The 13120-nt window shown below is 66.7% G+C and carries 11 protein-coding genes and 2 pseudogenes; 7 read left to right on the plus strand and 6 right to left on the minus strand.

All coding sequences use genetic code 11. The features are described 5' to 3' along the window. Positions 1-2 precede the first annotated feature (2 nt). The 6 genes and pseudogenes from moeA to ABID97_RS14770 form a co-directional block, all read right to left on the minus strand. Entirely contained in the window at positions 3-1325 is a 1323-nt protein-coding gene (moeA, locus tag ABID97_RS14745) for a molybdopterin molybdotransferase MoeA (RefSeq protein ID WP_354399196.1), read from the minus strand. Continuing rightward, positions 1322-1969, minus strand: coding sequence for a molybdenum cofactor guanylyltransferase MobA (gene mobA / locus ABID97_RS14750; RefSeq protein WP_354399197.1), 648 nt, complete (start codon positions 1967-1969; stop codon positions 1322-1324). Before mobA ends, moeA begins: the two co-directional genes overlap by 4 nt. Beyond that, a pseudogene (gene moaA / locus ABID97_RS14755) lies at positions 1966-3121 on the minus strand (GTP 3',8-cyclase MoaA). The gene mobA and the pseudogene moaA overlap by 4 nt, the downstream one beginning before the upstream one ends. Positions 3122-3185: 64 nt before the next feature. Next, the gene (locus ABID97_RS14760; RefSeq protein ID WP_354399198.1) at positions 3186-3947 is read right to left on the minus strand and encodes an SDR family oxidoreductase; all 762 of its coding nucleotides are present in this window, start codon (positions 3945-3947) and stop codon (positions 3186-3188) included. A 69-nt stretch (positions 3948-4016) separates the two neighbouring features. Then, positions 4017-5451: pseudogene (locus ABID97_RS14765) on the minus strand (aldehyde dehydrogenase family protein). A gap of 45 nt (positions 5452-5496) precedes the next feature. After that, a complete protein-coding gene (locus ABID97_RS14770) occupies positions 5497-6051 on the minus strand; it encodes a peroxiredoxin (protein ID WP_354399199.1) in 555 nt (184 codons plus the stop codon). Positions 6052-6173: 122 nt separating this feature from the next. Between ABID97_RS14770 and ABID97_RS14775 the strand changes: the two genes are divergently transcribed. From ABID97_RS14775 to ABID97_RS14805, 7 genes are read left to right on the plus strand one after another with little or no spacing between them, the layout of a single operon-like run. Then, positions 6174-7748 (plus strand): phospholipase D family protein, encoded by a 1575-nt coding sequence (locus ABID97_RS14775; protein WP_354399200.1) that lies wholly within the window; start codon positions 6174-6176, stop codon positions 7746-7748. Between the two features lie 9 nt (positions 7749-7757). Continuing rightward, on the plus strand, positions 7758-8546 hold the full coding sequence (locus ABID97_RS14780; protein WP_354399201.1) for a sterol desaturase family protein: 789 nt from the start codon (positions 7758-7760) through the stop codon (positions 8544-8546). Then, positions 8530-9486 carry a fatty acid desaturase gene (locus tag ABID97_RS14785; protein WP_354399202.1) on the plus strand — a complete coding sequence of 319 codons (957 nt, stop codon included), beginning with the start codon at positions 8530-8532 and terminating at the stop codon, positions 9484-9486. The genes ABID97_RS14780 and ABID97_RS14785 overlap by 17 nt, the downstream gene beginning before the upstream one ends. Positions 9487-9489: 3 nt before the next feature. Next, positions 9490-11430: an iron-containing redox enzyme family protein gene (locus ABID97_RS14790; protein WP_354399203.1), complete on the plus strand. Its 1941-nt coding sequence runs from the start codon at positions 9490-9492 to the stop codon at positions 11428-11430. Next, complete coding sequence (locus tag ABID97_RS14795; protein ID WP_354399204.1) at positions 11414-12313, plus strand: DUF6999 family protein; 900 nt, start codon at positions 11414-11416, stop codon at positions 12311-12313. The genes ABID97_RS14790 and ABID97_RS14795 overlap by 17 nt, the downstream gene beginning before the upstream one ends. A 17-nt stretch (positions 12314-12330) precedes the next feature. Continuing rightward, a complete protein-coding gene (locus tag ABID97_RS14800; RefSeq protein WP_503012772.1) occupies positions 12331-12699 on the plus strand; it encodes a hypothetical protein in 369 nt (122 codons plus the stop codon). After that, positions 12686-12916, plus strand: a complete 231-nt coding sequence (locus ABID97_RS14805; protein WP_055800144.1) for a hypothetical protein — start codon at positions 12686-12688, stop codon at positions 12914-12916. Before ABID97_RS14800 ends, ABID97_RS14805 begins: the two co-directional genes overlap by 14 nt. Positions 12917-13120: the final 204 nt, after the last annotated feature.

Consider the following 13120-nt stretch of genomic DNA (forward strand, 5'->3'; position numbering starts at 1 on the left):
AGCTAAATAGCGCCTTCGAACATCATCACGTCGACCTCGTCGCCCGCGGCGACATTGGCCTGGTCGTGGTGCAGCACCACAAGCCCGTTGGCCTCGACCATCGAACTCAGCACGCCCGAGCCCTGGTTGCCCGCGATGCGGACTTCGGGCAGCGCGCCCGCCACTGCGGTGACAAAACCACGCTGGTATTCGGTGCGGCCGGGCTTCTTTCGGATGGCGCTCGCGCTGCGCGCGCGCAGCAACGGGGCCGGTGCCGCGGCAATCTCGTGGCAGCCCATCATGCGCAGCAGCGCGGGACGCACGAAGGCGAGAAAAGTCACCATCACGGCCACCGGATTGCCTGGCAACCCGAAGAGCACTGCGGCGCCGGGCTGCGAAGGAGAAGCCGCCTCGCGCTGGATCAGCCCGACCGCCAGCGGCCGGCCGGGGCGCATCGCCACGCGCCAGAACGCCATGTCGCCGAGCTGCTGCATCACGGCGCGTGTGTGGTCGGCGGCGCCGACGCTCACGCCGCCGCTCGTGATGATGGCGTCGGCCTCGGCGGCGGCACGCTTCAGCGTGGCTGCAAGCGTGGCCGGGTCGTCGCGCACCAGGCCCAGGTCGATGACCTCGCAGCCCAGCCGCGTGAGCAGGCCGAACACGGTGTAGCGGTTGCTGTCGTACACCGCGCCTTCGCGCGGCGCGTCGCCCAGGCTCAGGATCTCGTCGCCGGTCGAGAAGTAAGCCACCCGCAGGCGCTTGAATGCGGTCACCGAGGGCAGTCCCAGGCTTGCCACCATGCCGAGTGCGGCGGGCGACAGCCGTTCGCCGCGCTTCAGGGCGGGGTGGCCTTGCATCAGGTCCTCGCCCGCGAACCGGCGGTTGTCGCCCCGGCGGAGCGCCTTGGCCGGAAAGCTCACGCGCTCGCCGTCGACCTTGCAGAATTCCTGCGGCACCACGGTGTCGAGCCCGGCGGGCATGACCGCGCCGGTCATGATGCGAACCGCTTCGCCGCAGCCGATGGCGCCGCGCCCGGCAGCGCCGGCCAGCGCGGTGCCCACCACGCGCAGTTCGATGGACTCGTCCGTGCGCGCGTCGTCGCGCAGGATCGCGCCATCGAAGGCGAACCCGTCCATTGCGGAGTTGTCGTGCGGCGGCACGCTGACCGGCGAGACGATGTCTTCGGCCAGCACGCGGCCCAGTGCGTCGCGCACCCCGACGTCTTCACGCGCCGACACCACGGCCGGCGCCACCAGATGCGCCAGGAAGGCCTGGACTGCGCTGACGCTCAGCGCGTGGGGGTCATAGCCGTCGAGGACCGCGGCGATGTCGGCGATGCGGCTCATCGGTTCTCGAGGGCGTGCAGTTCGGCCAGTGTGTTGGCGTTGAAGAAGGCGTCGGGCGCATCGCCCGGCCGGTCGAAGGGAACGAGCACGGTGCGGTGCTGCGCGGTCCAGGCGTCGATCTTGCGGCCGCCGGACTGGGTGAATTCCACCAGGCTTTCGACGAGCCCGGTATGCAGCAGGCAGAACACCGGCTGGGGGCGCAGCACCGGCGCGGCTCCGGGCTCGGCGGCGGCTTCGGGCGCGCTGACCATGGCGATCTCGGCGCCGCCGGCGACGAGCGCTTCGGCCATCCGGCTCGCGAGATCGAGCGGAAACAGCGGCGTGTCGCAAGGCACGGTGAGGAGATAAGGCGTCTCGCAGCGTTCCAGGCCGGTCAGGAAGCCCGCGAGCGGGCCGGCATAGTCGGCCAGGCTGTCGGGCCAGACCGGAACGCCGAAGGATTCGTAGGCGGCCAGGTTGCGGTTGGCGTTGATCATGACCTCGCCCACCTGCATGCCCAGGCGCAGCACGGCGTGCATGGCAAGCGGCGAGCCGTTGAAGTTCTGCAGGCCCTTGTCGACGCCGCCCATGCGCGAACCGCGCCCGCCGGCGAGCAGCAGCCCGGTGATCTCGCTGGGGGAAATGGGTTCTTGTGTGGGGGTCATCCGCCGATGTAGCTCATTTCGACGCGTCGCGGCGCCTTGTTGTCGTTGCCGTCCTGCTCGGCGCTCTCGGGCCCGCGGAGCGCGCGCAGTTCGGAATAGCGGTCGGCCCGGCCCTGCCAGATGTGGCCGATGGCGGAGGCGATGTCTTCGTCGCTGGGCGGTGCCGCGCAGCAAGGGGCGCAGGTCGTGGCCCGCGCTGGCAAAAAGGCAGAGATACAGCTTGCCCTCGGTGGACAGGCGCGCGCGGCTGCAGTCATGGCAGAAGGCCTGGGTCACGCTGCTGATCACGCCGACTTCGCCGCCGCCGTCGGCATAGGCCCAGCGCTGCGCGGTTTCGCCCGGCGCGCTGGGCTCCAGGGGCACGAGAGGAAATTCGGCGCCGATGCGTGCGACGACCTCGGCCGAGGGCAGCACCTCGTCCATGCGCCAGCCGTTGGTGGCGCCCACGTCCATGTACTCGATGAAGCGCAGCACCACCTTGCCGCCGTGGTGGTCGCGAAAGTAGCGCGCCATGGGCAGTATTTCCTGCTCGTTGGTGCCGCGCTTGACGACCATGTTGACCTTGATCGGCCCGAGCCCGGCGGCCAGCGCCGCCTCGATGCCGGCCAGCACGTCGGCCACCGGAAAGTCGACGTCGTTCATGTGGCGGAACACCGCGTCGTCCAGGCTGTCGAGGCTCACGGTCACGCGCTGCAGGCCCGCGGCCCGGAGGGCGGCCGCCTTGCGCTGCAGCAGCGAGCCATTGGTGGTGAGCGTGAGTTCCAGCGGCTCGCCGGCGGGGGTGCGGAGCTCAGACAACTGCCCGACCAGCCCCTCGATGTTCTTGCGCAGCAGCGGTTCGCCCCCGGTGAGCCGGATCTTGCGCACGCCATGGGCCGCGAACAGGCGCGCGAGCCGGGTCATCTCTTCGAAGCTCAGCAAGGCGCTGTGCGGCAGGTACTGGTAGTCCTTGTCGAACACGTCCTTCGGCATGCAGTAGCTGCAGCGGAAGTTGCATCGGTCGGTGACGCTGATGCGCAGGTCGGTCAGGGGGCGGCCCAGGCGGTCGAGCAGGCGCCCCGTAGCCGGCACGGCGATCTCCGGCACCGAGACGGCCGGACGCGCGCGGCCGATTTCGGAGACCGGAATGACGGTGGTGCTTTTGCTGTTCATGGGGCAGCGGCCAATTTACTCCATGGCGCAAGGGCCGACCCGCAAAGGGCTACTCGGGCACGGCCTAGACGCAGCGCGCGCCGTCGACCTCGATGCATACGCCGCTGATGAACGCGGCTTCGTCGCTGGCCAGGTACAGCGCGGCATTGGCCACATCCAGGGCGGTGGAAAAACGGCCGAGCGGAATGGTGGCGCGGAACTTGGCCTTGCGCTCTTCGGTCAGCGGACCGCCGGCAAATTCGGCGGCCAGGCCCGTGTCGGGGTTGAACACCGGGTTGATGCAGTTGACGCGGATGTTGTCGGGTCCGAGTTCGGCGGCCAGCGACTTGCTGGTGGTGATGACGGCGCCCTTGGAGCCGTTGTACCAGGTGAGACCGGGACGCGGGCGCACGCCCGCGGTCGAGGCGATGTTGATGAACGAGCCGCCGCCGTTGGCACGGAACGCCGGCACGGCGTGCACGGTGGAAAGATAGATGCTCTTCACATTGACGGCGTAGCACTTGTCGAACTCGTCTTCGCCGACCTCGAGCGCGGGGCGGTTTCGGTGCGTCCAGCCGGCGTTGTTGACCATGGCATCGAGCTTGCCGTGTCGCTCGACCGCGGCTTCGACCAGTGCCTTGACCTCGGCAGACTTCGTCACGTCGGCCGCGAAGAAAGAGGCCCGGCCGCCATCGCGCAGGATCGCTTCCACCACCTGTTGTCCCGCCGCGGGGTTGATGTCGTTCACGAGCACCTGGGCGCCCTCGGCCGCGAGCCGCTTGGCAATGCCTTCGCCGATGCCGCCGCCGGCACCGGTCACGATGATGGATTTGTCCTTGACGCGCACGGTTTGTGTCTCCTGGATAAGTGCTGCGGGGCAGTGTATCGGCCTCGGCCAACGCCCCGCGATACGGCGTCAGCCGTGCTTGATCGCGACTGTCTTGAGTGTCGTGAAGCCGTACAGCGCCTCGAAGCCTTTTTCGCGCCCGTAGCCGGACGACTTGACGCCGCCGAACGGCAGTTCCACCGCCGCCACCGGCGCCGTAGTTGTTGATGAAGACCTGGCCGCTGCGCACGCGCTTGGCCATGCGGAATTGGCGCGCGCCGTCGGCTGTCCACACGCCCGCGACGAGGCCGAACTGCGTGGCATTGGCGAGCGCCACGGCTTCGTCTTCGTCGGCAAACTGCATTGCCGCAAGCACCGGGCCGAACACTTCTTCCTGCGCCAGGCGGTGGTCCACCGGCACGTCGCGCAGCAGGGTGGGCGCCTGGTAGAAGCCGGTTTCGGGCGCTTCGTCGACCACGACGCCATGGGCCACCATCGGGATGCCAGCCACCTGGGCGTCGCTCAGGAAGTCCCACACGCGCTGCTGCTGCGTCTGGCGGATCAGCGGTCCGACGTCCAGGTCCATGGCCGCGGGCCCGACGCGCAGGGCCGTGAAGGCATGGCCGAGACGCTCCAGCAGCGGCTCGTAGATGCCGCGCTGGATCAGCACGCGCGAGCCGGCCGAGCAGGTCTGGCCGGCGTTCTGCACGATGGCGTTGATGATCACCGGAACGGCGGCGTCCAGGTCGGCGTCGGCAAAGATGATCTGCGGGCTCTTGCCGCCGAGCTCGAGCGTGACGGGGCAGTGCCGCTCGGCCGCCACCTGCTGGATCAGCGTGCCGATTTTGGGACTGCCCGTGAAGCTGATGTGGTCGATGCCTTCGTGGCGGGCGAGCGCGTCGCCCACCTCGTGGCCGTAGCCCGTCACGATGTTGAGCGCGCCGGCCGGAAAACCCACTTCGGCCGCCAGCTGGGCGACCCGGATCAACGAAAGGCAGGCGTCTTCGGCCGGCTTCACCACGCACACGTTGCCGGCCGCCAGGGCACCGCCCACGCTGCGCCCGAAGATCTGCATCGGGTAGTTCCAGGGAATGATGTGTCCCGTGACCCCGTGCGGCTCGCGCCAGGTGAATACGCTGTAGCCGTCCTGGTAGGGAATGGTCTCGCCGTGCAGCTTGTCGCAGGCGCCGGCATAGAACTCGAAATAGCGCACCAGCGCCAGGGCGTCGGCGCGCGCCTGCTTCACCGGCTTGCCGCAATCGCGCTGTTCGATCAGCGCCAGTTCATCGGCGTGCTCGGCAACCTTCTGGGAGAGCCTGTAGAGCAGCCGGCCCCGGTCCGCCGCGCTCACCTTGTGCCAGACGCCTTCGAAGCAATCGCGCGCCGCACGCACGGCCGAATCGATGTCGGCGGCATTGCTGCGCTGGATCTCTTCGAAAGGCTGGCCGTCCGAGGGGTCGAGCACCTGCAGGGTGCGGCCGGAGGAAGAGGGGACGTCGGCGTTGGCGATGAAGTTGAGTTGCATGGGACAGGATTTTGCGCGAAGCCCGATAAACCCGCCGGCGCAACCTTACCTGGCCGAAGCCGGCCGGGGCAGTGCCCGCACCGCATTCAGCGTGCGCTCCACATGCTTGTCCGGATTCAGGTTCTGGTAGTAGTACGCCACCTTGCCATCCGGCGAGATCACGTAGGACAGGCGGTTGGCGAAGTCGGGCCGGGTTTGCATCAGCGCGTCGAAACCGTTGATTACGGCCTTGGATTCGTCGGAGGCGACGGGGAAACGGCTCTGGCACGACTTGACCGAAAACTTGGAGAGGGTGCCGATGTCGTCGGCCGACACGCCGATGACGGTCGCGCCGAGCGCGGCGAACTGGTCGACAGCCTCGGCAAACGCATGGGCCTCGATCGAGCAGTCGCTGGAATCGGCTGCCGGAAAGAAGTACAACACCACCGGGCCCTTGGCCAGTGCATCGGCCAGCGAATAGCGGAAGGTCTTGCCACCCAGCGCGGCGTTGGCGGTGAATTTGGGGACCGGGTCGCCGATGTCCAGGGCGGCCCAGGCAGGGAGCGCCAGCCCGGCAGCGACCGACATCAGTGCGATGCGTGAGAGGATCGGTCTTGCCATGGTGTAACTCCAGACGGGTGTGGAACGAATTCTAGGCGGCTGCAAACGAAACCGGCGTGCGCCGGAGAGCGTATCCATGGCAGGGATCGAAAAAACCGAAGGGGCCACGAGCACCGACCATCATGAACGCCTGGACTCAAATTCTGCGAACCTGCCTTGCCGTCGCCATGCTTGCGGCACTGGCCGCCTGCGGTTCGCTGCCGCCGGCGCGCGAGCGGGCGGCAGTCAACGCGGCTGCGGTCGATCCATCCACTACGCTGGCGAAGATCGCTCTCGCCTCGACGCCGCCGGGCGAGCACTCCGGCTTCCGGCTGATGCCGCTCGGCGTGTATTCGCTGGACGCGCGGGTGCAACTCGCCGAACGCGCGCAGCGCTCGCTGGTGGTCCAGTACTACCAGTTCGAGAACGACGCCACGGGTCGGCTCCTGATGCGTGCGCTGCGCGAGGCCGGCGCGCGCGGGGTGAAGGTGCGGCTCTTGGTGGACGACCTCTACACCGTCAAGAGCCAGCAACTGCTGCTGGCGCTTTCGCAGGCGCCCAATGTCGAGGTGCGCCTGTTCAATCCGTTCTGTTGCGGTCGCAGCGGCTTCCTGTCGCGCTTCGCGGCGTCGCCGCACGAGATCGGCCGGCTCAATCACCGGATGCACAACAAGCTCTTCGTCGCCGACGGGGCGATGGCCGTGGTCGGCGGGCGCAACATCGCCGATGAATATTTCGTGCTCAGCGAGGCACAGAACTTCATCGACATGGACGCGCTCGTGGTGGGCAAGGTGCTGCCGCAGCTCGAGTCGATCTTCGATGCCTACTGGAACAGCGAACAGGTCTGGCCGGTGGCCGACATCGTTCGCGGCGAAGGCGGCCGTACGCCCACGGCCGCCGACTTCGACAGCTGGATCGGCATGGCGGCCGCGCCGCCGAAGATCGTGCTGCCGCCCTCCGACATCCTGGGCTACGGACCGATTGCCGAAGAACTGGATGAAGGCCGCCTCGGGCTGTTGTGGGGCGAGGCCCGCGCCATTGCCGATCCACCCACCAAGCCGACCACGATGACCGAGGACGAGGCCATCGCCACCAGCGTGACGATGAAGGTCTGGACGCTGCTGATGGAAGCCAAGGTCGAGGTCGACCTGACCTCTCCCTACCTGGTGCCGGGCGAGCGCGGCATGGCGGCGTTCGAAGACCTGGCCAAGCGCAAGGTGAAGCTCACGCTGCTGACCAATTCGCTGGCGGCCAACGACGAGCCGCTGGTGCACACGGGCTATGCGCGCTATCGGGAGCGGCTGCTCAGGGGCGGCGCCGACCTGTACGAGCTGAGCCCGCAGCGCACCACCGCGGGCGAGCGCTTCGGCATGTTCGGCAAGTCGCTCGGGCGGCTGCACTCCAAGACCGCGGCCATCGACAAGACGCGCATCTTCATCGGCTCGATGAACCTCGACCCGCGCTCGGCGAGCCAGAACACCGAGATGGGGCTGGTGGTCGACAGCCCGCAGCTCGCGCGCGAGATGCTGCGGGTCATCAACATCAGCAAGCTGCAGAATTCCTACCGCCTGCGCATCGCCAAGGACACGGGCACGCTGCAGTGGCTCACGACCGATGGCGAGAAGGAAATCATCTTGACCTCGGAACCCGAATCAACGTTTTTCCAGCGGCTTCACAACATGATCATCGCGCCGCTGGTTCCCGAAATGCTGCTGTAGCCTCGGGGGATGGCGCAAACCTTTGCTTCGTTGTCCGTTCTCCAGGTGATGCTGTGGGGACTGGCTTTTTTCGGCGGTATCTACCTGGGCTTCGGCGCGCTCAACTGGCTGCTCACGAAGCGGCTGCTGCCGGCGCTGGACATCGGCCGCACGCTGGACCCTAGGCCGTTGCAACCGGGGCAACTGCGGCGCGAACTGGCGCAGTCGGGTGTTTCTGTGCTCGTCTTCGGGCTCGGCATGGTCTTTCCATGGGGCCTGCTTCAATTGGGCTGGGCGCGGCTGGACGGCGATGCAGGCTGGCGCCAGATCGTTGCCGAAGTGCTGGTGCTCGCGGTCTGGAACGATGTTCACTTCTGGCTCAACCATCGCTTGCTGCACACGCGGTGGCTGCGGCGTTTTCACGGGCCGCACCACCGCTCGGTCGTGACCACGCCCTGGGCCACCTACAGCTTCCATCCGATCGAGGCGGTGATGCTCGGCAACGTGATCCTGCTGCCGATGCTGCTGCACGATTTCAGCTTTTGGTCGCTCGCTTCGGTGCCGCTGTTCAGCCTGTTCTTCAACAGCATCGGCCACTCCAACTACGATTACTTCCCCCGCGTCTCCTACAGCCATTGGTTCGCCGCCAGCCGCCGCCACCATTTGCACCATGCGTGCCACGGCGGCAACTACGGGTTCCAGTTCACTTTCATGGACCGGTTGTTCGGCACGCGCATTGCCGCCGATGCGGCCGAGCCCCAGTTCGCGGCCTTCCGCACCAGGCAACAGCGCGAACGGCAGCATGGCACGCCGGCCTGAGGCGGCGCACCGTCCGCCGCGGCTGCGCCATTGGCGCGACTGGCAGAGCCTTGCCTACCTTGTGGCGCTGCCGGTGTTGGCGGCGTGCCAATGGATGCATGGCTTCGATGCGCTGCTCTACGGGCCGATGCTGTTCCTGACGCTGGGCGTGGGCGTGATCCATCACAACCACGTGCACCTGCGCATGTGGCGCGGGCGGCGCATGAACCGGTTCACCGACTTCTGGATCACGCTGCTGCAGGGACATCCCACCTTTGTTTTCTGGCCGGCGCACGTGGCCAATCATCATCGCCACCGGCATGGGCCACGCGATGTGGCGCGCACCTACCGTTTCGGCGGCGACACCAATGACATGCGCGGCTACCTGCTGCATCCGTTCCAGGCGGTGTGGGTGCTGGTGCCGGTGTTCCTCGGCTGGCTGGGGCGGCTTCGCAGGCACCAGCCCGGGCCCTGGCGCTATTGCATGGCGCAGTACGCGCTGTGGCTCGGCAGCTGGGGCGCACTGTTGCTGCTCGATTGGCGCAAGGCCCTGCTGTTCGTCATCGTGCCCCAGCTGCATGGATTGCATTGGCTGCTGGCGACCAACTACCTGCAGCATGCGCACGCCGACGGGCGCCGGCCCGGGTGGGATGCCAAGGCGGAGGCGCCGCGCGATACCGCCGGTAGCTGCCTGAACTACGCGCGCAATTTCGAGGGGCTGGTGAACCCATTGCTGTTCAACATCGGCCTGCACACCGCCCATCACGAGAATCCGCATGTCCATTGGTCCGAGCTCACGCAATTGCACCGTACGCGCTATCGCGCACGGGTCGATCCCGTGCTCAACGAGCAGGGCCTCGTGCCCTACATGGTTCGCGTCTTCGTGCTGGGCGCGCTGTGGCCGCGTTTTCGCAGCCGCCCGCTGATGCCATCCGTGCCGCCCGAGTCTTCAACTCACTGAACCATGCCCGTCCCATTTCAACGCGTCTACCTCGAGAGCGCCGGCTATTTCATGCCGGGCGAACCCATTCCCAACGAGCGGATGGATACCTACGTTGCGCCGCTCAACCGCATGTCGGAGCGCATCAAGCGGCGCATCCTGGCCGAGAACGGCATTCTCACGCGGCACTATGCGATCGACGAGGAGGGCGTCACGCGCCACACCAATGCGCAGATGGCGGCGGGCGCGATCCGCGACTGCCTGCAGCGCGGCGGGGCCGAGTTGTCGCGGGTCTCGCTGCTGGCCAGCGGGTCTTCGGGAGGCGACACGCTGATGCCGGGGTTCGCCAACATGATCCAGGGCGAACTGGCGGCGGCGCCGATGGAAACGCTGTCGGTGCACGGCATCTGCGCCGCGGGTGTGTCGGCCATCCAGTCGGCCGCGCAAGGCATCGAGCTGGGGGCGCATCGCAGCGCGCTGGCGGTGGCGAGCGAGATGCCTTCGCGCCTCTTCAAGCGCTCGCGCTTCGCTGCGCGAGGCTACGAAACCGACTTCGATTCGCACTTCCTGCGCTGGATGCTTTCCGACGGCGCCGGAGCGCTGCTGCTGTCCGACGGCATGCCCGGGCTGGCGGGCAATCCGGGGCTGCGGCTGCGATTGAAATGGGTGCACCAGCGCGCGTTCTCGGGCGACTACCCCGTGTGCATGCAACTGGGCCTGACCGAGGACCGCGCCCGCGGCCACCTCGATTTCGGCTCATGGGCCGAGGCGGAAGCCGCCGGCGCCTTGTCGCTGCGGCAGGACATCCGCCTGCTGCCGCACCTGTTCGACATCGGCATCCATGAGTACGCGACGCTGGTGCAAGGCGGCTGGGTCGATCCGAAGCGGGTGGACCATTTCCTGTGCCACTACTCCTCCGAAAAATTCATTCCGGTGGTCGAGGACCTGATGGCCAAGGCCGACCTTGCGATTCCGCGGGAGCGCTGGTGGAGCAACCTGGCTTGGCGCGGCAACACCGGCGCGGCGTCGATCCTGGTCATGCTGGCGGAATTCCTGCACACCAAGGCCCTCGAGCCCGGCGAGCAGATCTTCTGCTATGTGCCTGAATCCGGGCGCTTCATGGCCGCCTACATGCTGCTGGAGGTCGAGGCGGCCGGCGCACCGGCCCAGCCGGTGGCCGCTCCGCGCATGGCCACCGAACCGGCGCCGGACGATGTCGGCGTCATCGCGCCGCCGCACGACCCGGCCGCCGCGCCGGAAGGCCTGGGCGCGCTGCTGACCGAACTGGCCGGCATCTGGCACGACTACCGCTCCCGCGCCTGGCGCACCCCCCTGATCCGCCAGATCCGCGAACGCCGCTTCGCCTTGCCCGACTACCTGAACTGGATGGAACAATGGATTCCGCAGGTGCGCGAGGGCAGCCGCTGGATGCGCGAAGGCGCGGCTTCGCTGACGGGGCCGTACAAGGCGCTCGCGGCGCTGATCGACGTGCATGCGGGCGAAGAGCAGGAAGACTTCAACATTCTCTTCAGCGACTACAAGAAAGCCGGCGGCACCGTGGCCCGCATCGACGACCTGCGCCGCAACCCCGGCGGCGAGGCGCTCAATGCCTACCTGCACGGGCTGGCCGCGACCCGCGACCCCATCGGCTTGCTGGGCGCCATCTACATCATCGAAGGAACCGGCCAGCGCATCGTGCCCGCGCTGCTGCCGCTCATCAAGGCGGGCCTGAAGCTGCCGCCCGATGCGTTCCGCTTTCTCGAATACCACGGCCACAACGACGAGCACCACCTGAACCGCTGGCTCGCAGCGGTCGAGATGGTGATGGCAGTGGAAGAAGGCAGGGACGGCGGACGGGGCAGGGCGGCCCGCCAGATCATCGATACCGCGCGCCATGCGGCGGCGCTGTACCTGATGCAGTTTCAGCACATCACGGAGCGCACGCCACATGAGTCGAATGCCTGATTTTCTTGCTCGGGCGCACGACGAGCGCGACCCCAGTCCCTGGCTTGCGCTCTATCTCGACCAGAGCACCCCGCTGCCGGACGAGGTCAAGGCGGCATGGCTGGCTGATTCGAGTTCGGGCTCGCGGCAATACCTGTTGCCGTTCCTGCGGCCTGTGGCGCGGCTGACGATCATCCTGATCCAGGTGGTGAAGGTTTTCGTGCCGCGCAACTGGTCGCATTCGAAGCTGCTGCACCGCCTGCTGGCCTGGGGGCTGAAGCGCTTCGTGTCGCCCGAAGCCAACTGGCTCATCCTGCGCCACTTTCACCTCGGCTCGCAGGTGCTGGCTTTCATCGGCCGCAATTCGCCCGCGCCGGTCGGCACGTCGCCGCTGGAACCGGCCGACATCGATGCCCTGAAGGACGACATGTTCCTGAAGCACGACCTGAACCTGTTCAACTTCGTGATCCGCCTGAACCAGGCGTTGCGCAACCAGGGCCTGGTGCTCGGCAAGGCGCCGGATGTCGACTTTTCGATGATCAAGGACCCAGGATTGCGCCTTTCGGACATGCCGCGAGGCAGGCTCAATTTTCTGGACCTGCAGAGCGCCATCGAGCTTTTCACGCCCATGTACCAGCTGATGCTGACGGACAACGATTTCTGGCGGGCCGCCAATTCGCTGCAACTCGACGAAACCATCGGGATCTACGCGGCCACGTTGCTGGGCGCCCCCGAGCACCTGATCCTGGTGAACAACAAGCATCCGCTGGTGCCGCTGTCGACCTTGCGCGCCGGCCACCGGCTGGTCATCCATGGGTTGTCGACCGAGATGCTCCACAGCCTGCTCCAGCGCATGCGTGCGGCCCGCGAGACAGCCCCCGCGCCGGAGCAGCCACTTGCATAGGCGTATGCTGCCCCCAGATGCAAACCATGAACACGACCGACCAACCGTCTCCCAAGACCGACCTGTCAGTGACCCATGTGCTGGCCCAGTTGCTGGAACGGCTCGAGCACAGTGCCGTTCCCGTCAGCGCCGAGCAATACCGTTCGGTGGTCGAGCACCTGGTGCACGAATTCAGCGATGTCGAGCCCGGCGCCGATCTGGGCAAACTGCTCGATGCGTACCCGGCAGCTGCCGAGGTGTACGAAAATCTGAACTATCAACATGCTGGCCTGTGCCGATCGGCGCTCGATGCGGCACTTGCCGCCGAAGTCAGCGCCAGGAAAGCCATTGAACGCGCAATGCGCAATACCGAACCCAAAAAGGATAAAGCCGATGGCGAAAGCTGAGGTCAAGACCGCCGTGGTGGCCGACGGCCTGCGTTACAAATCGAAAACCCCCGGTTCGCCGTTTCGCGCCTCGGCGTCGTTCAGCGGTGCCACCATGTCCTGCTTTATGTGCGGAAAGCACCGCGTGCGCTCGCAGCTGCGTACCCGCCAGGTGCTCGGCAAGTCTCAAACGGTGTGCGCGCCGTCGTGCAAGGCACTGGACGAATCGCTGGAATAAGCCGGAATCTACCGACGTCTGCCGGGGCGTCGCTTTTGCGACATATCCCGTACCGGTATTGCAGATTTTCTTTCCACAATGTCTGGAATAGATATACAGTTAGAAACAAATGATGCATGAATTGCGTCAATAAAAAGTTCTAATTTGTAGTCGACGACAAATGATTTTGTATACAGGCACCGTCCAGCGCCGGACGATCTGCGG

The sequence above is a fragment of the Variovorax sp. OAS795 genome, from assembly GCF_040546685.1.
In the GTDB taxonomy this organism is placed as follows: Bacteria; Pseudomonadota; Gammaproteobacteria; order Burkholderiales; family Burkholderiaceae_C; genus Variovorax.